Genomic DNA, 20,573 nt, shown 5'->3' with positions numbered 1-20,573 from the left:
GATGGTGCGGGCGTGGTGGGTCGCACCCGCACCTAGTCGAACCGGCGGTACGGCTCGCAACCCGGCGGCGCCTTGGGCGCCTCGCGTTTGACGAGTTCGGTGATGTGCTTGGTGACCGGCGCCGACGCGAGCGTGAACTTCTCGCCGTGGTGGGCGAGATCGATCGGCGGACCCGACAGGAGGCGATAGGTCGCCGTCTCGCGATCGATGGCCACGACGATCTTCGTCTCGCCGACCGTCATCCGGAACGAGAGGTAGGAGAGTCGGTTCGGCAGGCGCGGTGCGAAGGTGATCTTGCCGCCGAAGTCGCGCATGCCGCCGAAGCCGGCCACGCAGTCGGTCCAGGCACCGGCGAGCGCGGCGATGTGCAGGCCACTCGAGACGTTGCTGTGCAGATCGTGCAGGTCGGTGAACACCGACTCGCACATCAGATCGTAGGACAGGTCGAGGTAGCCGACCTCGGCCGCGACGACCGCTTCACAACATGCCGAGAGCGACGAATCGCGCACGGTCAACGGGTAGTAGTAGTCGAAGTTGCGCAGCTTCTGCTCGGGGGTGAAGCTCGAGCCGAAGTTGTACATCGCGAACACGAGGTCGGCCTGCTTGACCACTTGTTTGCGATAGAGGTCGTAGTACGGATAGTTGAGTAGCAGTGGGTACTTGCCGACCGAGGCCTCGAAGTCCCAGGCGCTCAGCAGGGTGAAGGACTCACACTGCTGGTGGACCCCCAACGCCTCGTCGAACGGAATCGTCATGTCGTCGGCGCAGGACTCCCAATGTGCCGCCTCGGCGACCGTCACACCGTACTCGCGGGCGAGGTCGGGCCTGCGGTGCACTGCCGCGACCGCATCCCGAAGGTTCTGTTGCGCAGCGAGATTGGTGAACACGTTGTTGTTCACCACGGCGGTGTACTCGTCCGGACCCGTCACGCCGTCGATGCGGAATCGGCCGTTCACGTCGTGATGTCCGAGGCCGGCGAACAAACGGGCCGTCTCGACCAGCAGCTCGACGCCGCACTCGGTCTCGAACTGCTCGTCGTCGGTCGCGCGGAGATAGCGGGCCGTGGCGTTGGCGATGTCGGCGCTGACGTGCACGCCCGCGGTGCCCGCGGGCCAGTAGCCCGAACACTCGTCGCCGTTGATGGATCGCCAGGGGAACATCGCGCCGCGCTGTCCGAGCTCGGCGGCGCGACTCTTCGCCTTGTCCATCGTCGCGTGCCGCCATCGGAGCTCGGCGCCGGCGGCCGCGGGCACGGTGTAGGTGAGCATCGGGAGGATGAAACTCTCGGTGTCCCAGAAGGTGTGGCCGTCGTAGCCGGGGCCGGTCAGTCCCTTGGCGGGGATCGCGCGGTCCTGCCCGCGCGCGCCGGCCTGCAACACGTGGAACAGGGCGAACCGTACGGCCTGCTGCAGTTCTGGATCGCCGTCGAGCTCGACGTCGGCGTCTCGCCAGAAATCTTCCAGATAGGTGATCTGGTCGGCCTTGAGGGCGTCCCAGCCGGTCTCCATGGCCATGGCCAGAGCGGCGTCGACCTGCGCGCGCAGGGCGGGCACCGATCGGCGTGCCGACCAGCCGTAACCGATGTACTTCGTCACGGACAGTTTGCTGCCCTGCGGCACGTTCGCGGCGACGGTGAGCCGCGCGAGGTCGGAGTCGGCGCGGATGAACGTGTCGGCCTTGTCGGGGAAGTCGATCTCATGGTCCATGCCGGCCGCCACGTGCAGCCCCGACTTCTTGGTGTGGTGCACCAGCATGCCCCAGTAGTTGCGGCAGGCCGAGAGGTCCGAGACCAGTGGCTGATCGAGTGCGGCGGCCAGGCGCGGATCGTTACCCGGCGCCGGAACGGGTTCGTTGGCCAGCAGATCCGACTGCAGGACCAGTTTCATGTCCTCACCGATCGGCTCCACCTCGTAGTGGATGGCGGCGATGGTCCGCTTGGTGAACGAGACCAGGCGCTCGGAACGGATGCGGACGGTACGGCCGGTGGGTGAGGTCCACAACGTGTTGCGGCGCAGTGTGCCGGTCCGGAAGTCGAGGACGCGTTCGTGCTCCTCGGTGCGTCCGTATCGGAGGTCCATCGGCTCGTCCTCGACGAGTAGCCGCAGGATCTTGCCGTCGGTCACATTCACCACGGTCTGGCCGGATTCCGGGTAGCCGTAACCACTTTCGGCATACGGCAGCCCGCGCTGCTCGTAGAAGCCGTTCAGGTAGGTGCCGGGATGGTCGACCGGCTCGCCCTCCTCGAACGTGCCGCGCAGACCGATGTGCCCGTTCGACAGGGCGAACAGGGTCTCGGTGCGTCCGAGCATGTCGATGTCGAGGCCGCGCCACCGCAGTTGCCAGGGGTGGACGTCGAAGCCGTGTTCGATCGCGCTGGGGCTCATGCGGACAGCAATTCGTCGAGATCGTTCACGACGATGTCGGCGCCGGCCTCGCGCATCGCGTCGGCCTGTCCACCGCCGACCCGGTCGATCGCCACGACGTAGCCGAACTTCCCGGCGACCGCGGCCTGTACCCCGGAGATCGCGTCCTCGAACACGACGGCGCCGTCGGGTGTCACCCCCATCAGGTCGGCGCCGAGGAGGAAGGAGTCGGGGGCGGGCTTGCCCGGTAATCCTCGCGCGGCGGTCTCGAGTCCGTCGACTCGTAGCTCCACGAACTCACTGAGACCTGCGGCATCCAGCACAGCTGCTCCGTTCTTCGACGAGGTGACGACGGCGATGCGTAATCCGGCCTGTCGTGCGGCTTCCAGGTATCGCACCGACCCAGGGTAGGGATCGACGCCGTCGCGTTCCAGTGTCGCGGTGAAGAGTTCGTTCTTGCCCTCGCCGATGGCGGCGAGGGCGTCGGCGTCGACGTCGTCGATCTGCCGCGAGTGCAGGAAGGCGCGCACGCCGTCTTCGCGGCGGCGGCCGTCGACATGGTCGAGATAGTCCTGTTCGGTGAACGGGACGAAGCCGTCCGGATCCCGTTCGGACAGAAAAGCGTCGAACGCCTGTTTCCAGGCGTTGCGGTGCAGCACCGCGGTGGACGTCAACACGCCGTCGAGATCGAACAGCGCGACCGATGTGGAATCTGGCAAACCCAACACGGAGGGAACGCTACCTGTCCGAGCGGTGGCTGGCGCGGCATGCGGCCGGATCGGAGGTCAGGCCGTTTCGGTGGCGGGCTCGGAGGTCGCGGAGGACGCACTCCCGGGCTCCGTCTGGTCCCAGAAGCCGATCGAATCCAGTTGTCGGATCAGTCGGTCACGCGCGTCGGCGAACCGCGCATGGATCTCCGCGCGGATCGACGCGGAGTCGCCCGAGGACAGGTGGCCGATCAGCCTCCGATGGCTGTCGACGGCCTGGCGGCCCCACTCGCGGTCACGCGCATAGAGCGAGTACGGGGTGTATTTGCCGGCGGAGTAGACGAACCAGGCGAGCTTCTTGCTGTCGGCGGTGAGATTGACCTGGCGGTGGAACGCGAACTCGGCGGCCAGGACCTTGGCATGGTCGCCTGCCTCGACGGCGTCCGCCAGGGAGTCGACGGTGTCCCGCATCGTCGCGAGATGGGTGTCGAGCGCGGGACTCCCGGCGGCATGGGATGCCAGGCGCGCCGACAGTTCGGCCTGCATCCAGAAGATGTCCTCGATGTCGCCGCGGTTCAAGGTCTCGACGACATACCCGCGATGCGGGGAGGACCGCACCAGGCCCTCACCACGCAAGGCGACCAACGCCTCGCGCACCGGTGTCACACTGCACCCGAGCGTCGTCGCGGTCTCATCGAGGCGGATGAACTCGCCGGGACGCAGATCACCTGTCATGATCCGGTGCCTCAGGTGCTCGGCGACATCGTCGGTGAGTTGCGTCCGGCGCAGCGCTGTCCGGCTCATCGATGCCTCGGGTTCGTCGCCGACGCGTCAACCATCACGGTTCTCTCCACTCGCGGTGCGGACGGGTGGACACAGTCACCCCGACCGTGACTGTGATCCGCCCCGGCCGAGACGGTACCGGCCCGAGGTGGGATATATGAAATCACATACCTGGTCGGCCGGCGCGTCCACGCATATTCGGTTGGCCCCCGACGGGTCGCACGGTGAGGATGGACCGATGACTCGTCGATTCGCTCAGGTTGATGTCTTCTCCTCCGTTCCGGTGGCGGGGAATCCGGTTGCTGTCGTCATCGACGGCGACGGCGTGACCGACGACCAGATGGCGGCGTTCGCGCGCTGGACGAACCTCTCCGAGACCACCTTTCTCCTGTCGCCGACCGATCCCGACGCGGACTACCGACTGCGCATCTTCACCCCGGCCGGCGAGTTGCCGTTCGCCGGGCATCCGACGCTGGGATCGGCACACGCGTGGCTCGAGGCCGGCGGAATCCCGAAGGGTGACCGGATCGTCCAGGAGTGCGGCGTCGGGTTGGTGCCGATCCAGCGGGGGAGCGGCGACGCCGACGCTCGACTCGCCTTCGCGGCGCCACCACTGCGCAGGTCGGGGCCGGTCGACGACGAGATCGTCCGGGACGTGGTCGCGGCGCTGGGCATCGGCCCCGAGGAGGTCGTCGGCGCGGAGTGGGTCGTCAACGGCCCCGACTGGATGGCGCTGATGCTGTCGTCGGGGCGGCGGGTGATCGACGTCGAGCCGGACATGGCGGCACTCGGCACCCACGAGGTGGGCCTGATCGGGCCGCATCCGGACGGCCTGCCCGGTGAACCCGACGTGGTCTTCGAGGTCCGGGCGTTCGCGCCCGGTTTCGGCATCGCCGAAGACCCGGTGACCGGGAGCCTCAACGCGGGTATCGCGACATGGTTGCGCCGCGACGGCCTGGCGCCGGCGTCCTATGTGACGGCCCAGGGCACGGCATTGGGCCGGGCCGGTCGGGTTCACGTCACCGACGACGGGACCGACATCTGGGTGGGCGGTGCGGCCACGACGGTCATCGCTGGCACAGTGGAGCTGTGACCGAGACTTCCGGGTCCGTCGACACCCCTGCTGCCGCGCGGAGTGTGGGGGGCGTCGACGCGGGGACCGAGACCGAGAGCAACAAGGCCGCCCGCAAGCGTCGTCGCCGGGAGCCGCCGCCGGACCCCATCCCGTTGCCGGGCCTGGTGGACGCGCACACCCACCTCGCCGCGTGCGGTGGGCGGGATGCGGAATCGGTCCGCGCCATCCTCGATCACGCCGAGCGGGTCGGCGTCGGTCAGGTGGTGACCGTCGCCGACGACATGGTCGACGCCCGCTGGGCGGTCGAGGCGGCGCACTGGGACCGGCGGGCGTTCGCCGCGGTGGCGCTGCACCCGACCCATGCGGCCGAACTCGACGACGCCGCGAAGGCCGAGCTGGAGCAGATGCTCGCCGATCCGAGGGTCGTCGCGGTGGGGGAGACCGGGCTCGACCACTACTGGCCCGGCAAGTCCGAATCGTGCGCGAGCCCCGATGCGCAGGCCGAGGCGTTCCGCTGGCACATCGACCTCGCGAAGCGGATCGGCAAGCCGCTGATGATCCACAACCGGGAGGCCGACCGCGATCTGCTCGACATCCTGGCGGAGACGACGGCGCCGGAGACCGTGATCATGCACTGCTTCTCCGGTGACCGAAACGTTGCACGCGAATGTGTCGACCGCGGGTTCATCCTCAGCTTTGCCGGCACGGTGAGCTTCGCGAACGCCGCCGAGCTGCGTGCGGCGGCCGAACTGGTGCCCGATGACCAGATCCTGGTGGAGACCGATGCGCCGTTCCTGACGCCGCATCCCTATCGTGGCCAGCCGAATCAGTCGTATTGCCTGCCCTACACGGCTCGCGCGCTCGCCGAGGTGCGCGGCATCGACGACATCGAGATGGCACGAATCCTGGGGGACAACGCCCGGCGCGTCTACCGGCTGCCTTTGCAGTAATCACGCCGGTTCGTTATCGTATTGTGATCCCGCTGCCTGGGGCAGCGATTCCGGCCGGATTTGGGCTGTGTAGTCCGGGGGGCTCCGAATCGCTCTGTGGTTGCAGCGCGGACGCAGTTGTCCCCTAACAGGATGTCTAACCTTGTCTGTTCTCGCTCGCATCAACCAGTCGCAGTCGACGCGTGCCCGTGTCGCTGTCGGCGCCGTGCTGGCCACCCTCACCGCGGGCGGCATCATGGGCGTCGCCATGCAGAAGGACGTCAAGATCAACGTCGACGGCCAGGTGCGCACCGTCTCGACGATGGCGATGTCGGTGGACTCCGTGCTGCGTTCGCAGGGTTTCGAACCCGCGTCCGGTGACCAGGTCTCCCCGTCGCTGGACTCCGGTGTCGGCGACGGTCAGACGATCACCCTGCACCGAATGAAGACGGTCGTCCTCGATGTCGACGGCCAGCGCAAGGAAGTGCAGACCACCGCGGCCAGCCTCCCCCAGCTGCTCGCCGACCACGGACTGGCCGCCGGGGCCAACGACACGAACTTCCCGCGCGCCGGGTCGCTGCCGGTCGACGGCGGCGTCATCGACGTCACCACCCCCAAGAAGGTCGTCCTGACCGACGGTGCCGTGACCTACCGGCCGGCCGTCCCCGCGAAGACCGTCGGAGACCTGCTCGCCGAGACCGGGAAGCCGCTCGCCGGCGACGACAAGGTCGTGCCCGCCGCCGACACCCCGGTGACCCCCGGCATGCGGATCAAGGTCACCCGCATCCGCACCATGGACACCACGGTGACCGAGGACATGGCGCCGCCGGAGATCAAGAAGGAAGATCCGACCCTCGTCCGCGACCGCAAGGTGGTCCTCAAGAAGGGCAAGCCGGGCGAGCAGAAGGTGACCTACACACTCACCATGGTCAACGGCAAGGTCGTCAAGCGCGAGAAGGTGGGCGCCGAGGTCCTCACCGAGCCGCTCGCCGCGACCGTGCGGATCGGCACCAAACCCGGTGCGCCGTTCGTGCCGCACGGAGTGTGGGATCAGCTCGCGGAGTGCGAGGCCACCGGCAACTGGGCGATCAACACCGGCAACGGCTTCTACGGCGGCGTGCAGTTCGACCAGAACACCTGGGAGCGTTGGGGCGGACTGGAATACGCACCGCGTGCAGACCTCGCCACCCGTGAGGAGCAGATCGCCGTCGCGTCGAAGACCCAGGCCGCGCAGGGATGGGGCGCCTGGCCGTCCTGCTCGTCCAAGCTGGGCCTGCGCTGAGCGACGACGATCCGACCGGCTCCGGGCGCCGGGAACCGAGGCTCCTCGGTCCCGCGCAGATCCGGCAGCTCGCCGCTGAGCTCGCCGTGCGGCCCACCAAGACACTGGGGCAGAACTTCGTCCACGACGCCAACACCGTGCGTCGGATCGTCGCCGAGTCCGGCGTCGGCCCCGACGACGTGGTCCTCGAGGTCGGGCCGGGTCTGGGTTCGTTGACGCTCGCACTGCTCGGAGCGGCCGGGCGGGTGATCGCGGTCGAGATCGATCCGACACTCGCCGGACGACTGCCCACCACGGTCGCCGAGTACGCGCCGGCCCAGGCGGAGTCGTTCGAGGTGATCACCGCCGACGCGATGTCGGTGCGCCGTGCCGATCTGCCGGTCGCGCCGACAGCACTCGTCGCGAACCTCCCGTATAACGTCGCGGTGCCGGTGCTGCTGCATCTCCTCGGCGAATTCCCCAGTATCGCAACATCTCTGGTGATGGTTCAGGCAGAGGTCGCCGATCGGCTCGCGGCCGGCCCCGGCGGTCGCGTCTACGGGGTGCCGAGCGTGAAGGCGCGCTACTACGGCACCGTGAAGCGCGCCGGCGCCGTCGGACGCAATGTGTTCTGGCCCGAACCGAAGGTCGAGTCCGGACTCGTCCGGGTGGACCGCACCCACGATCAGTCCGATGACCCCGCCGTCCGTGCCAAGGTCTTCGCCGTCATCGACGCCGCGTTCGCGCAGCGCCGCAAGACGATGCGCTCCGCGTTGGCGACGTGGGCCGGCAGCCCGGTGGAGGCCGAGCGCCGACTGCGAGCGGCGGGCATCGATCCGGGTGTGCGTGGCGAGCGGCTGGGTGTCGACGATTTCGTCCGGCTGGCGTCGGTCGACTGATCTGCGATGGGCGACGTCGACGAACTGCGGACCGAACGCCTACGGTTGCGACAGCCCGACGACGGGGACATCGAGGCGATCCTCATCGCCTGCCAGGACCCCGACATCCAGCGGTACACCCTGATCCCCGTCCCGTACACCCGCGGTGACGCAGAGCATTTCGTGCACGTGCTGGCCCCTGATCCGATGTCGTACACATGGACGATCCGCACCCTCGACGGCACGTTCGTCGGCGTCGTCGGCATGCACACCCGTCCCGTCGGCGACGAGAGGGTGACGTCCATCGGCTACTGGTGTGCGGCGGCGCTGCGCGGGCGTGGATACCTCGGTGAGGCCGTCACGGCGGTCCTCGACCACGCGTTCACGACGCTGCGCATCGACCGTGTGCGCTGGAGTGCGCTGGTCGGCAACGTGTACTCGGCGCGCCTCGCCGCCTCGGCTGGCTTCCGCTACACCGGACTCCGCGCCGAGACGCTGCGGGACCGCACCGACGACGTCCACACGGCGGTACTGCTCGCGGTCGACCCGCGAACGCCTCAGCCGTGGCCTCCGGAGGTCCTCGGCACCTCACGGTGAGCGTCGATTCCCCGACCGCGAATCTCGCGGGCGGGTTGCGGTGGCCGTCGATTATCCTGGGTCACTGTGTCTCGAGCCTCGTTGTCGGTGGTGTCCGACGCCGTCACCGTGCGTGTTCCGGCAAAGGTGAATCTCTACCTGGGTGTCGGCCCTCTTCGCGAGGACGGCTACCACGACCTGATGACGGTGTTCCAGGCGCTGTCGCTCTACGACGACGTCCGGGTGAGCCCGTCCACCGAACTGCGGATCACCACCGAGGGGGAGGGCGCCGCCGAGGTGCCCGCCGATGGCACCAATCTCGCCGCCCGCGCGGTCACCGAGGTGGCGCGTCGGGCGGAGCGGGCGCCGAAGGTCGCCATCGAGGTGACGAAACGGATTCCGGTGGCCGGTGGGATGGCCGGTGGCAGCGCCGACGCCGCCGGCGCGCTGGTCGGTGTCGTCGATCTGTGGGATCTCGGTATCGAGCGCACCGAACTGTCCGAGATCGCCGCGGGCCTGGGTAGCGACGTCCCGTTCGCGTTGCACGGCGGCACTGCACTGGGTACCGGACGCGGGGAGCAGCTGATGCCCATCCTGGCGCGAGGCGAGTTCCATTGGGTGCTGGCGATCTCGCGGTCCGGGCTGTCCACGCCGGCGGTCTACCACGAACTGGATCGCTTGCGGGAGAACCGTTCTGTCACCGACGTCGAGACCGAACGGCCCGATGCGCTGATGGCCGCGCTCACCTCCGGGGACCCGCGCGTGGTCGCACCACTGCTGCGCAACGACCTGCAACCGGCCGCCCTCAGCCTGCAGCCCGCGCTACGTCGCACCCTGCGCGCCGGTATCGATGCCGGCGCGCTCAACGGGATCGTGTCCGGGTCGGGACCGACCTGCGCCTTCCTCTGCGCCGACGAGACGTCTGCGGTCAACGTCGCCGCCGAACTGTCCGGAGCGGGCGTCGCGCGCGCCGTGCGGACGGCCAAGGGACCGGTGCCCGGCGCACGGGTCGTCGTCGAGTAGCGTCCCCGGTCCTCAGCTCCCGAACACGTTGATCGCGTTGCCGTATGCGCGTAGCGATGCGATGGACCCGTTGTAGCGGTTGAGGTCGACCCGCGTCGGCACACCCGGCAGGTACCCGGAGCTGGTGAACTGCCAGAACCGCCACGTCCGCCACCCTCCGCGGGGCATCTGCGGGGCGCTGCGGCCGTTGTACGACGCGATCCACAGCGGATGGTCGGCGAACTCGCGGGTCGCGCCCATCGCCGTGTTCCAGAAGTTCGGGTAGGTGTAGAGGATCGTCTTGCGGCCGGTCAGTGGTTCGAGGACGGCGAAGAACTCTCGTGTCCAGGCAGCCAGGGCGCGCGGTCCGAGACCGCCGGAATGTTCGAGATCCAACACCGGCGGCAGGTCGAGGATGCCGTTCTGTCCCAGTACGACCGTCGCGTAGAAGATCGCCTGCGGCGCGGCCGGACGACTCGGGTCGGCGTAGTGATAGGTGCCGCGGATCAGCCCGGCGGCGCGCATGGCCAGACTGTCGGAGACGAAATACGGGTTGACGTACCAGGTGGATTCGGTTGCCTTGACCATCGCGATCTGTTGCCCCGACGCACGCACCGCAAACCAGTTGATCGATGCGCCGCCGGGATGCTGATGGCTCGAGACGTCGGGTCCCACCTGCGGTGCCGCCGACGCCGCCGGAGTCACCCCCATCGTGGCGGTGAGGCCGACGGTGGTGGCGATGGTCGCGGTGATGATCATTCGACGAAGGATCACCGGCTTCACGCTAGGTCAGTCTGCCGACCTTCGCTGACCATTCGGCAGTCCGGACCGCGATCGGTGCGTAGGGTCCCCACCGTGCGGGTTCTCACGAGGTTGGGTGGATCGTTCGCGTCGGCGATGGTGATCGTCACGGTCATCTCGGCGGGGGTGGTCGGTGTCGCTGCCGCCGCACCGCCGGCCCGGGCCGGATCGGTGCTGCAACAGTCGGCGCTGCCGGCGGCACAGCTGCCGTCCGGTGCCGGCGAGGGCCGACGATTGTTGTACGTGACGCGAGATCAGGCCGGTCGACCTGTGACCAGCACCGGAGCCCTGTATCTGCCGCCCGGCCGGGCGCCCGCGGGCGGATGGCCGGTCTTCTCCTGGGCGCATGGCACCAGCGGGATCTCCGACAAGTGCTCACCGAGCATGTCGTCGGGCGCGCGGCGAGACGAGCTCGAACCCACCATCGGTACCGCCCTCCGTGCCGGCTACGCGGTGACGGCCACCGACTATCCCGGACTGGGCAGCGGGGGCACCGCAGAGTATCTGGGCGGTCGCGCCGCCGCGTATTCGGTGATCGACATGATCCGCGCATCGAGGGCGGTGGATCCGTCGTTGTCCCGACGGTGGGTGTCGAGCGGGCACTCGCAGGGTGGTCACTCCGCGATCTGGGCGGCGCACATGGCACCGCGGTACGCGCCCGAGTTGCCGTTGCTCGGCACCGTGGCGTTCGCGCCCGCGTCGAACATCGAACGTGTCGTGCCGCTGATGGCGCCCGGTGTGCCCGATCTGGGGCGCTACAACGCGTTCAGCGGTCTGATCCTCTACATCTTGTCGGGCCTCGACCATGCGCGACCCGATCTGAACGTCACCGGATATCTCACGCCGAGCGGCCGGGCCTGGCTGGAGCGGGCGCGCGGCCTGTGTGTCTTCGAGCTCTCCACGGCGCTCGCCGACGTCCCGCCCGGCACGCTGGTGGCCAAACCGTTCACCGATCCGCGGTTCACCGCCGCCCTCGCCGACTACCTGGCCGTCCCGGCCGGCGGCTACCGGACACCGATCCGCATCGAGCACGGCGTCGCCGACACGACCGTCCCGTTCCCGCTCAGCCTCGCACTCGTGTCGCAGATGCGAACGGCTGGAACAGATGTCAGTCTCGTCCCGTACCCGGGGGTGAACCACATGCAGGTGGTACGGGCCGGTAGTGCCGACGCGTTCCGGACCGTCGCCGGGTACTTCGCGCGGGGTTGACCCCACTCGGCGGTCGGAGGCGACCACGGCCGGGACGATAGGCTCTACCGAGTGGCACCTTCGAATCCGTCCGCGCTCATCAACGCCGACCGCGTCAGCAAGAGCTTCGGCATCAAACCCCTGCTCGAATCGGTGTCTCTCGGCGTTCACGAAGGTCAGCGCATCGGCGTGGTCGGCCTCAACGGGGGCGGCAAGACGACCCTGCTGGAGATCCTGGGCGGCATCACCGAACCCGACAGCGGGCGCATCTCCCGGGCCGGCGGCATCCGGGTGTCGACCGTCACCCAGCGCGGCGAGTTGCCCGCCGGCGCCACTGTTGCCGAGACGGTGGTCGGTGGGCCGGACACCGCCGTGCACGAGTGGGCCGGCGACCCGCGGGTGCGGGGCATCCTCAGCGGCATCGGCGTCGACGGTCTGCTCGACAAGCGCGTCGACGAACTCTCCGGGGGTCAGCGACGACGCGTGGGCCTGGCCACCGCACTGGTCTCCGACGCCGACCTGCTGATCCTCGACGAGCCGACCAACCACCTCGACGTCGAGGGCGTGCAGTGGCTCGCCGAGCACCTGGTGTCGCGGCGCAGTGCACTGATCGTCGTGACCCACGACCGCTGGTTCCTCGACACCGTCGCCACCCGCACCTGGGAGGTCCACTCCGGGCGGGTCGACGAGTACGAGGGCGGCTACAACGACTGGATCTTCGCGCGGGCCGAGCGCACGCGCCTGGCCGACACGATGGAGGAGCGTCGACGCAACCTGGCCCGCAAGGAACTCGCCTGGCTGCGGCGCGGTCCGCCGGCCCGCACCTCCAAGCCGCGCTATCGGATCGAGGCCGCCGAGAAGCTGATCGCCGACGTCCCGCCGCCGCGCGACAGCGTCAGCCTCTCCGCGTTCGCCAAACGACGCCTGGGCCGGGTCGTCGTGGAACTCGAGCATGCCCGCGTGGCCACACCTGCCGACGACGTCCTGCTCGACGACCTCACCTGGCGGCTGACGCCCGGTGAACGCATCGGTCTCGTCGGCGTCAACGGTTCCGGCAAGACCACCCTGCTGCGCGCGCTGGCCGGTGAGATCGACGTCGCCCCGGGCCGGCGCAAGGAGGGGACGACGGTCTCGATCGGTTGGCTGCGACAGGAACTCGACGATCTCGACGAGGATCAGCGGGTGCTGGACGCAGTGGAGGCGGTTGCGTCGCGGATCATGCTGGGGGACAAGGAGATCTCCGCGAGTCAGCTGGCCGAACGGCTCGGGTTCACCCCCGCACGTCAGCGGACACCGGTCGGCGACCTCTCCGGCGGTGAACGCCGTCGGCTGCAGGTGACGTGTGTGTTGATGGCCGAACCCAACGTGTTGCTGCTCGACGAGCCGACCAACGACCTCGACATCGACACCCTGCAACAGCTCGAGGATCTGCTCGACGGGTGGGCGGGCACGCTGGTGGTGATCAGTCACGACCGATATCTGATCGAGCGGATCTGCGACAGCACCTGGGCGCTGTTCGGTGACGGAGAGCTCACCAACCTGCCGGGTGGCATCGAGCAGTACCTCCGGCGACGTCGCGAGATCGCTGCATCGGCGCCGCGTCGGGCGTCCCCGTCGAACACTCCGGCGCCATCCGCGTCGACGGGCTCCGCCGAGTCGGTCCCGGCGATCAGCGCGGCCGAGCATCGCGAGGCGCGCAAAGCGATGAACCGGCTGGAACGACAGATCCAACAGCTCGACGCACGCGAGGCGCGGTTGCACTCGCAGTTGGCCGACGCGGCCACCGACCCCGACAAGCTGATGACCCTCAACGCCGAGTTGAAGGACGTGGTCGACGCCAAGGAGACCGCCGAGGGCGAATGGCTCGAGGTGGCCGAGAAGGTCGAGTGACCGCCGGGTCATGCCCGGCGGACGGCCAGGTCAGCGCCGGATCGCGCCGTTGACCATCGCCGCGATCGCGACGGCGCCCGACTGATTGATGTGGTACGGGTAGGCGATGGTTCGGGAGAGCGCGCTCTCGTACCACGGGTTGATCAGGTTGCACGGGTCATGTCCGGCGGACAGTCGGTTGGCGTCGACGAACGTGCCGTCCACCTTGGCCGTCGCACGGCGCAGCGCGTCGCCGGCACGGTTGAACACCCGATTCATCCAGCGCACATCGGGATCACTGATCGGCACCATCGGCCAGCAACCGTGGTTGCCCATGAACCCACCGATGCCGACGACGATGATCTGGGCGCGCGGCGCCTTGGCCCGGATCGCGCGCAGGGCCGGTGTCACGCGGTTCTCCATGCGCGCGATGCGCCACGCGGCCTCACCGTTGAGGCGGTGTCGGCAGAACCGGTCGGTGAACGGGGCGGTGGTGCACTGACCGACGAGTGCGCCCCAGCGCATGTCGTTGCCGCCGATGCTGACGGTGACGACCTGGGCGTCGCGCGGCACCATCCGTATCTGCGGCGGCTTGTAGCCGAAGTTGGTGTGCTGGCCGGTGCGGTAGAGATTCGGTGCCTGCGCGCCGGCGCACGAGGTGTCGATGAAATGCCGGGGGAGCGTCAGCAGCGCGACGATCGACGGGTAGTTGATCGCCGACCGCTTGCATCCGAGGAAGTAGTCGGGGGTCGGTGTGAAGAATCCGCCCGAGGCTCGCGAATCGCCCATCGCCACGTAGGCGCCGCCGGTGTAGCGCACCGGGGTCGGCACCGGATCGGCCTGTGCGGCCGGCACCCTCGACACGCCCGCGAGGACCACCATTGTCACCGACAGCGCGAACACCACTGCCGCACCACGCACTCTGCGCCGACCCACCAATCCACCTCACAACACGACATCTGCTCAACCCGGTGGCCGCTACCGCAGACCACCTGGGAGTGTAGGCGAGACGGCGCGCCCCGGCGCGATGATGGACCGATCGGTCTCACTCAGGCGGTGCACACGGCGTCGCACCGCAGGGCGAAGTCGGTGATCATCTCCGCGGTCGTCGTCGGCTGGATGAGCGGGAAGAGATGGCTGGCACGCGGGATCACGGTCAACTCCGCGCGATCGGAGACGCCGAGAAATCGCTGCTCGTGGATACGGAACTGGTCCCACCCGCCGTTGAGGAACTCGATCGGCCCGGGATAGTCGCCGAGTTCGGTGAGCGCGTCGAAACGTGCGAGTTCACCGACGACGTCGCGGATCGAGTGCAGGGCGAGCCCGCCCGCCTCCATGTCCTGGGCGACCCGCGAACCGACGGCGGCCCTGGTGAGCCCTTTGCTGATCACCGCGGCCTGGCGTGGCAACAGCGCCGTGGCCGCGCCGAACGCCTGGAACGGCGACGCGAGGAGCCGGCTCGGCTGGGTGGTCGCGCACATCGCCACCAGGCCGGCGACTGATCCGGGATGGCGGCCCGCCGTGGCCATCGCGACGTAGCCGCCGAGGGACATCCCCGCCACCACGGCAGGCGCGCCGACGTCGCGGATGGCGTCGAGCACGGCCGCCACGGCACCGTCCATCGTGAAGGTCTCGTCGGCGCGCTTCCCGTGCCCGGGCAGATCGGGGGCGATCACCGCCCGGTCGGTGATCGCGGCGGCGATCCGGTGCAGCGACGACCCGCTCACCCGGAGTCCGTGGACCAGGACGACCGGAACCGGACCGGGCAGGGGCGACATCTCAGGCGCTGAGCTCATCGGCAGTCAGTATGCCCGTCGTCGGACGTCCTGTCGCGGTCAGCCGGACGGCAATTCGACGGTCCGGGCGATGCCGATCCGGTCGAGGAAACCGGCGTCGTGGGAGACGACGAGCAGCGCGCCGGTCCACTCCCGGATCGCGGAGACCAATTCCTCGGTGGTGTCGAGATCGAGATTGTTGGTCGGTTCGTCGAGGATGAGCAGCTTCGGGGTGGGATCGGCGAGCAATGCGGAGGCCATCGCCACACGCAGACGCTCACCGCCCGACAGTTCGCGCAACTCTCGGTCCGCCGCCGCCCCGCGGAACAGGAAGCGCGCCAGATGTGCCCGTACCTCCTGCACCGGTAGGTCTGGATGGGCGTCGATGACCGCGGCGGCGATCGACCGGTGGCCGTCGTCGAACACGATGCGCTGCGGGACATACGCGAACGGCACCACGACGTGGCCGGACGCGATCACGTCGGCGATCAGCGTCGTCTTCCCGGATCCGTTGCGGCCCACCAGGGCGATCCGTTCGGGTCCGTCGATGCGCAGCCGATCGTCGTCGATCACCTGCGCGCGTGTCGCGAGATCCGCCGCCGGCATCGTGATCCGTGCCGTCCGGTCGTCGCGGACCTCGTCGCGCGCGGAGTCGAGCCGCGAGTTGGCCGCGGTGACGTCGTCGCGATGGGCGTTGCGCAACTTGCCCGCCGAGACCTGTGCGGCATCGCGGCGTAGATGCGCGATGATCTTCGGCACGCGCTTCTCGCGTTCGGCGGTGGCGGCGGTGCGCGCCCGGCGATCGAGCTTGATCTGCGCCTCCACCATCTCCCGGCGCTGTTTGCGCACGTCGTTGGCGGCGGTCGCGACCGCCGCCTCGGCGGCGTCCTGTTCGGCGTCGAGGGTCTCCCGGTAGAGCGAGTAGGGGCCGCCGAAGAGCCGGATCTCGCCTCGATACAGTTCGAGCGTCGCATCGACCCGCTCGAGCAGTTCGAGGTCGTGACTCACCACCACGATGGTGCCCGCGAACCGGTCGATCACATCGAACAGTCTTGTGCGAGAAGCGGAGTCGAGATTGTTTGTCGGTTCGTCGAGCAACAGCACCGCCGGCCGGCGCAACAACTGCGCCACGATCGCCAACAGCGTCGCCTCGCCGCCGGACAGGCTGCCGATGGTCCGGTCGAGATCGATCGGCAGTCCCAACGCCGCGAGTTGGGCGACGGCACGGTCCTCGACATCCCAGTCGTCGCCCACGATCGAGAAGTCGCGTTCGTCGACCGAACCGGCCTCGATCCGGCGTAACGCCGCGCGGACCTCGTCGATGGCGAGGACCCGGGCGATCGACAGGTCCGGGTTGTCGTACGGATGTTGCTGCACCACACCGACGTCGCCGCGCACGGACACACTGCCGGACTGCGGGGTCAGTTCCCCGGCGATGAGACGCAGGAGTGTGCTCTTGCCTGCTCCGTTCGCGCCCACCAGTGAACATGCGGCGTCCGGCACCGTCATCGAGACATGATCGAAGACCGGCGTGCCGTCCGGCCAGGCGAACGAGACGTCGGACAGGGTGATGGAGGGATTCGGCTGATTGCCGGATGAGGATACGGTCATGAGACGACTCCTGAGGTGGTGAGCGGGCGCCGCGGGGCGTGCGCACACGCGGCGGCGGGATCGGGCCGACCTCAGTTGTTCATGACTGCGACATCACTCCTCGGGACCGTACTGCTCGGGTCGATGGGCGCCGGCGATGCCGACCTCTCCACCGTAACTCGGTCGTGCGAGTGCGCGCCAACCATTTGTCACCGGGCGTCCCCGACGGACCCGGCAGGCGTCCGACCCGACGGGTGGCGCGGGGCGCTACGGTGGCTCCCATGTCGTTCATCCGCACCTCGGTCGCCAACGGGGTCGGGGAGGTCATCCTCGACCGTCCGAAGGCCCTCAATGCGCTCGACCAGACCATGATCGACGAGATGCACCGCGTGCTCTCCGAGTGGGAGGACGACGACGCCATCGAGACCGTGCTCGTGACATCGTCGAGTGAGCGTGCGTTCTGCGCCGGCGGCGACATCCGGGCGATCCGCGAGTATGCCGTCGACGGTGACACCGACGCGATCAGTCGCTACTTCAGCAGCGAGTATCGGCTCGATCAACTGGTGGCGAATTATGCGAAGCCCTACGTCGCCGTGATCGATGGTGCGTCGATGGGCGGTGGACTCGGCATCAGCGTGCACGGCGAGGTCCGCGTGGTGAGTGAGCGCTCGTTGATCGCCATGCCGGAGACCGCGATCGGGTTCTTCCCCGACATCGGGTCCACCTACTTCCTGCCGCGCCTGCCCGAAGGTGTCGGTATGTGGCTGGGCCTGACCGGTGCCCGCGTGCGCGGCGCAGATGCGGTGGAGATCGGCCTGGCAACGCATTACGTCGAGTCCGCGCATCTCGGTGATGTCACCGACGAACTGCGCGCCGGGGTGCCGCTGGTCGAGGTTCTCGGCCCCTACCGTGACCGCCCGACCTCTGACCTGCCGCTACGCAAGGTGGGTGAGTACTTCGCCGACGAGAACGTGTCCGCCATCCTGGGCGGGTTGCGAGGCGCCGTCGGCGATGACTGGGCGGCCGACATGATCGGCCTGCTGGAGAACGCGTCGCCGACGAGCCTCTGGGTTGCCGCGGCGATGATCGAAGCGGGTTCGGCATCGACGCTCGACGAGTGTTTCGATCGGGAACTGCATGCGGCGGAACAGATCACCCGAACACCCGACTTCGCGGAGGGCGTCCGAGCGGTACTGGTAGACAAGGACCGCCGCCCGGGTTTCGAGCCGTCGTCGATCGACGACGTCGACCCGGAACTGGTGGCCCGCATCATCGGTGCGGTGTGACCTGAGCGGGTGGGTCAGGGCTCGATCTGGAACCATCCCGTGAGGGTGACCGTGGCGGGCGGGTTGAGGGCCGCCGACGTCGGGGCCTGCCCACGACGCGCGCCACTCGGTGCGCTCTGGGTGGTCGCCGACTCATCGACGTCGTAGGACACGTCGTCGTCGGGGGCAAAGGGATTCGCGTCCGCCCGGGTGGCGGTCGGGCAGGTGAAGGTGGCCGATGCGCGTGCCGTCGCCATCGACGAGATCTTCAGGACACATGACGTCGACTGGTAGTAGGTGCCGGCCACCGAGACGCCGATCGTGGCAGTGATCGGCTTCGTCAGCGGGCCGACCGTCGGACGCGCGGATCCGATGGGCGGCAGGACTCCGCCGGTCAGTTCCCCGACGAGGAACTCGACCTGCGCGCCGTCGGTGCCGGGGCCCTTGAACGTGAACAGCAGGGTGTCCGGTGGGACCTCGGGATTCGGGTTGCCCCACTTGGTGAATCCGTAGCACGCGAGGTCCTGGTCGTCCGGTGTGGCAGAGGTCGGCACGCCGCCGGGAGTGTCGCGGGCGGTGGTCATCGAACTGCCGATGGCCACCCTGAAGTCGCCGGAACGGAACGCGAGATCGTGTGCGGTGCGGTCGATACGACCCTTCGCGGGTTCGTCTCGGCATTCCGCCGCGGCGAGGCGGGCCGAGGCGGTGGGCGCCGCTGCCTCGGTCGACGACGTCGGCGCGGTGGGGGTCTCGGTGCTCCCGCACGCGGCCAGGAACGTCACGGTGAGCAGAGCGGCGGCCGACCGGACCGCGCGCCGCGGAGATCGTGGCACCGGATGCTCAATCCGCGGTTGCGACAAGGGGTTCGAGCGTGAGATTCGGATGCTCCTTCTCCACGTACTGCAGGCGCCACTTGTCGCTGAACAAGGCGAGCAACGCACCGTCGGTGCGGGTGAAGACCTCGACGCCCCGCTGCCGTCCGAGCTCGACCGCGCTCTCGGCGTCGGTGCGGCGCGCGAGGCTGTAGCCCAGCGGTTCGATCGTGGTGGCGACGTTGAACTCCGATTTCATCCGCGCGGTGACGACCTCGAACTGCATCGGGCCCACGGCCGCGAGCACCGGTGACGCATCGCCGCGCAGGTCATTGCGCAGGACCTGTACCACGCCCTCGCTGTCGAGTTGGTCCATCGCCTTGCGGAACTGCTTGTACTTGTCCGCGGTGTTGACGCGTAGCGCCGAGAAGTGTTCCGGGGCAAAGGAAGGGATCGGTGGGTACTGCACCCGGGGTTCGATGTACAGCGTGTCGCCCGGTGCGAGTGCCATGGCGTTGACGAGACCCACGACGTCGCCGGGATAGGCGAGATCCACGGTCGAGCGGTCCCGGCCGAAGACGGCCTGGGCGTACTTGGTGGCGAACGGCTTTCCCGTCTGGGCATGCGTGACCACCATGCCGCGCTCGAACTCACCGGAGACGATTCGCATGTACGCCAGACGATCTCGATGGCTCTGGTCCATGCCTGCCTGCACCTTGAACACCACCGCGCTGAAGGGGTCGGTGACCTCACGGACGTCGCCGTCCACGTCGGCGCGTCCCTGTGGTGGCGGCGCGAGCTCGACGAGCGTCTCGAGTAGTTGGCGCACACCGAAGTTCAGCATCGCCGACGCGAAGATCATCGGCGAGGTCTGGCCCGCGAGGAACATCTCCTGTTCGTGGTCCTGACCCATCTCGGTGAGCAGTTCGCTCTCCTCGAGCGCCGTCGTCCACTCGTCGCCCTCACGGGTCGCCGCGGCATCGGCCTCCATGATCTCCTCCGGCGCCACCTTGGCACCGCCCGCGGTCCGGGTGAAGCGGATGTACTGGCCGGTGCGGCGGTCGAGCAGGCCGCGGAAGTCGCCCGCGATACCGACGGGGAAGTAGAGCGGGGTGGGGGTGAGGCCGATGCGTTCGGCGATCTCGTCGATCAGTTCGAGCGGCGTCTGTCCGGGACGGTCCCACTTGTTGATCACCGTGATCACCGGGATGCCGCGATGGCGACACACCTGGAAGAGCTTGAGCGTCTGCGGCTCCAGGCCCTTGGCGGCGTCGATGAGCATCACCGCGGCGTCGACCGCGGTCAGCACCCGGTAGGTGTCCTCGGAGAAGTCGGCGTGCCCGGGGGTGTCGACGAGGTTGATGACGTTGGGAACGTCGGAGTCCGAGTGCTCGCTGCTGTAGTTGAACTGCAGGGCCGTCGAACTCACCGAGATGCCGCGGGCCTTCTCCATCTCCATCCAGTCGGAGACGGTCGACTTGCGGCCGGCCTTGCCGTGGATCGCGCCCGCCTCGCTGATCATGCGGGCATGCAGCGCCAGCGCCTCGGTCATCGTCGACTTACCGGCGTCGGGATGGCTGATGATGGCGAAGGTACGACGCCGCTTCACCTCACGTGCAACGGCTTCAGAACTCACCCGAGAAGGCTACCGTTCGGGCCCTGGCCAGGGCAAAACCGGGGAAGTCGCCGCTCGGCCCAG

Annotated in this window: 18 protein-coding genes; 9 read left to right on the top strand and 9 right to left on the bottom strand. The window is 68.6% G+C overall.

From position 1 onward, the window contains the following. Positions 1-32 precede the first annotated feature (32 nt). Genes D7316_RS08660 through D7316_RS08650 form a run of 3 tightly spaced genes read right to left on the bottom strand, consistent with a single transcriptional unit; the run spans position 33 to position 3,874 of the window. Entirely contained in the window at positions 33-2,384 is a 2,352-nt protein-coding gene (locus D7316_RS08660; RefSeq protein ID WP_124707924.1) for a glycoside hydrolase family 65 protein, read from the bottom strand. After that, positions 2,381-3,091, bottom strand: a complete 711-nt coding sequence (locus tag D7316_RS08655) for an HAD family hydrolase (RefSeq protein ID WP_124707923.1) — start codon at positions 3,089-3,091, stop codon at positions 2,381-2,383. The genes D7316_RS08660 and D7316_RS08655 overlap by 4 nt, the downstream gene beginning before the upstream one ends. A gap of 57 nt (positions 3,092-3,148) precedes the next feature. Next, entirely contained in the window at positions 3,149-3,874 is a 726-nt protein-coding gene (locus tag D7316_RS08650; RefSeq protein WP_124707922.1) for a GntR family transcriptional regulator, read from the bottom strand. 217 nt (positions 3,875-4,091) lie between these two features. Between D7316_RS08650 and D7316_RS08645 the strand changes: the two genes are divergently transcribed. From D7316_RS08645 to D7316_RS08620, 6 genes are all read left to right on the top strand, one after another. Continuing rightward, a complete protein-coding gene (locus D7316_RS08645; protein ID WP_124707921.1) occupies positions 4,092-4,946 on the top strand; it encodes a PhzF family phenazine biosynthesis protein in 855 nt (284 codons plus the stop codon). Between the two features lie 44 nt (positions 4,947-4,990). Beyond that, a complete protein-coding gene (locus tag D7316_RS08640; protein WP_124711210.1) occupies positions 4,991-5,878 on the top strand; it encodes a TatD family hydrolase in 888 nt (295 codons plus the stop codon). Between the two features lie 142 nt (positions 5,879-6,020). Next, entirely contained in the window at positions 6,021-7,139 is a 1,119-nt protein-coding gene (locus D7316_RS08635) for a resuscitation-promoting factor (RefSeq protein WP_232016830.1), read from the top strand. Next, the gene (gene rsmA / locus D7316_RS08630) at positions 7,103-8,017 is read left to right on the top strand and encodes a 16S rRNA (adenine(1518)-N(6)/adenine(1519)-N(6))-dimethyltransferase RsmA (protein ID WP_124711208.1); all 915 of its coding nucleotides are present in this window, start codon (positions 7,103-7,105) and stop codon (positions 8,015-8,017) included. Before D7316_RS08635 ends, rsmA begins: the two co-directional genes overlap by 37 nt. Before the next feature lie 6 nt (positions 8,018-8,023). Next, positions 8,024-8,593 (top strand): GNAT family N-acetyltransferase, encoded by a 570-nt coding sequence (locus D7316_RS08625; protein WP_124707920.1) that lies wholly within the window; start codon positions 8,024-8,026, stop codon positions 8,591-8,593. 66 nt (positions 8,594-8,659) lie between these two features. Further along, positions 8,660-9,595 carry a 4-(cytidine 5'-diphospho)-2-C-methyl-D-erythritol kinase gene (locus D7316_RS08620; RefSeq protein ID WP_124707919.1) on the top strand — a complete coding sequence of 312 codons (936 nt, stop codon included), beginning with the start codon at positions 8,660-8,662 and terminating at the stop codon, positions 9,593-9,595. A gap of 12 nt (positions 9,596-9,607) precedes the next feature. On the opposite strand, the gene D7316_RS08615 is transcribed toward D7316_RS08620, so the two are convergent. Next, positions 9,608-10,348, bottom strand: coding sequence for a glycoside hydrolase family 25 protein (locus D7316_RS08615; protein ID WP_408609994.1), 741 nt, complete (start codon positions 10,346-10,348; stop codon positions 9,608-9,610). 123 nt (positions 10,349-10,471) lie between these two features. Here D7316_RS08615 and D7316_RS08610 point away from each other — a divergent pair, with 123 nt between their 5' ends. Next, complete coding sequence (locus tag D7316_RS08610) at positions 10,472-11,584, top strand: lipase family protein (protein WP_124711206.1); 1,113 nt, start codon at positions 10,472-10,474, stop codon at positions 11,582-11,584. A 51-nt stretch (positions 11,585-11,635) separates the two neighbouring features. Then, on the top strand, positions 11,636-13,453 hold the full coding sequence (locus tag D7316_RS08605; protein WP_124707918.1) for an ABC-F family ATP-binding cassette domain-containing protein: 1,818 nt from the start codon (positions 11,636-11,638) through the stop codon (positions 13,451-13,453). Between the two features lie 30 nt (positions 13,454-13,483). Here D7316_RS08605 and D7316_RS08600 read toward each other — a convergent pair whose 3' ends face one another. From D7316_RS08600 to D7316_RS08590, 3 genes are all read right to left on the bottom strand, one after another. Continuing rightward, a complete protein-coding gene (locus tag D7316_RS08600; RefSeq protein WP_124711205.1) occupies positions 13,484-14,314 on the bottom strand; it encodes an SGNH/GDSL hydrolase family protein in 831 nt (276 codons plus the stop codon). 167 nt (positions 14,315-14,481) lie between these two features. Continuing rightward, positions 14,482-15,228 carry an alpha/beta fold hydrolase gene (locus tag D7316_RS08595; protein ID WP_124707917.1) on the bottom strand — a complete coding sequence of 249 codons (747 nt, stop codon included), beginning with the start codon at positions 15,226-15,228 and terminating at the stop codon, positions 14,482-14,484. A gap of 39 nt (positions 15,229-15,267) precedes the next feature. Beyond that, the gene (locus D7316_RS08590) at positions 15,268-16,818 is read right to left on the bottom strand and encodes an ABC-F family ATP-binding cassette domain-containing protein (protein ID WP_124707916.1); all 1,551 of its coding nucleotides are present in this window, start codon (positions 16,816-16,818) and stop codon (positions 15,268-15,270) included. Positions 16,819-17,078: 260 nt separating this feature from the next. Between D7316_RS08590 and D7316_RS08585 the strand changes: the two genes are divergently transcribed. Beyond that, a complete protein-coding gene (locus D7316_RS08585; protein ID WP_124707915.1) occupies positions 17,079-18,083 on the top strand; it encodes an enoyl-CoA hydratase/isomerase family protein in 1,005 nt (334 codons plus the stop codon). A gap of 14 nt (positions 18,084-18,097) precedes the next feature. On the opposite strand, the gene D7316_RS08580 is transcribed toward D7316_RS08585, so the two are convergent. Beyond that, positions 18,098-18,895, bottom strand: a complete 798-nt coding sequence (locus D7316_RS08580; RefSeq protein ID WP_124707914.1) for a hypothetical protein — start codon at positions 18,893-18,895, stop codon at positions 18,098-18,100. 7 nt (positions 18,896-18,902) lie between these two features. Next, the gene (locus D7316_RS08575) at positions 18,903-20,510 is read right to left on the bottom strand and encodes a peptide chain release factor 3 (RefSeq protein ID WP_124707913.1); all 1,608 of its coding nucleotides are present in this window, start codon (positions 20,508-20,510) and stop codon (positions 18,903-18,905) included. Positions 20,511-20,573 lie beyond the last annotated feature (63 nt).

This window comes from Gordonia insulae, from assembly GCF_003855095.1.
In the GTDB taxonomy this organism is placed as follows: Bacteria; Actinomycetota; Actinomycetes; order Mycobacteriales; family Mycobacteriaceae; genus Gordonia; species Gordonia insulae.
The sequence above is the reverse complement of the archived record's forward strand: the minus strand, read 5'-3'. Positions and strand labels throughout refer to the sequence as shown.